The following is a 474-nucleotide window of genomic DNA, read 5'->3' as shown; positions in this document are numbered from 1 at the left end:
TTAAATGTAGATGAGAATGTGTTCTATAATGTGCTGCATTTGTGAATATAGAATTAGAATGTTTAGAGTGAACAGTCACGTTTTTTCCAGCGATCGCATGATTCCACAGGGCGAGACCGCCTTCTTCTCCAGAATAGATCTCCTGTCCGTCTCCGATTAAGCCAATTGTTACACTCCACGGTTTATTGTTTGTTGTAACATTCATTATAATATCCGGTTCGCTTAAGTTTTGAGCTTCTCGATTTCTTCGAGTGAGTGATTGGTCAACTTTTTTTGCATCCCATGCTCGTTGGGCCTCATCAAAAATGATTATTTGTTCTTTTGGAATCATTCTCTTTTCGAGAAAATCCATTTTATAGCCATATAGACCTTGTACGAAGGTTCTATTTTTCAACGTATCTTGTAATACGTCTACTAATGGGCCGTTACCAGATAAATAAACTGCATTGTTCATCTCGTGTGCAATGGTCAGAC

At 38.2% G+C, this 474-nt stretch carries 1 protein-coding gene; it reads right to left on the bottom strand.

Annotated elements, in window-relative coordinates; all coding sequences use genetic code 11:
• A partial coding sequence (locus ACTJK5_RS23010; RefSeq protein ID WP_440613318.1) for a DNA/RNA helicase domain-containing protein occupies nt 1-454 on the bottom strand: 454 nt, incomplete at its 3' end.
• Nucleotides 455-474: the final 20 nt, after the last annotated feature.

Origin of the sequence: Agrobacterium sp. 22094, assembly GCF_052046015.1 — a bacterium.
Classification (GTDB): domain Bacteria; phylum Pseudomonadota; class Alphaproteobacteria; order Rhizobiales; family Rhizobiaceae; genus Agrobacterium; species Agrobacterium cavarae.
Note: the sequence above shows the minus strand (reverse complement) of the source record. Positions and strands in the feature narration are given on the sequence as shown.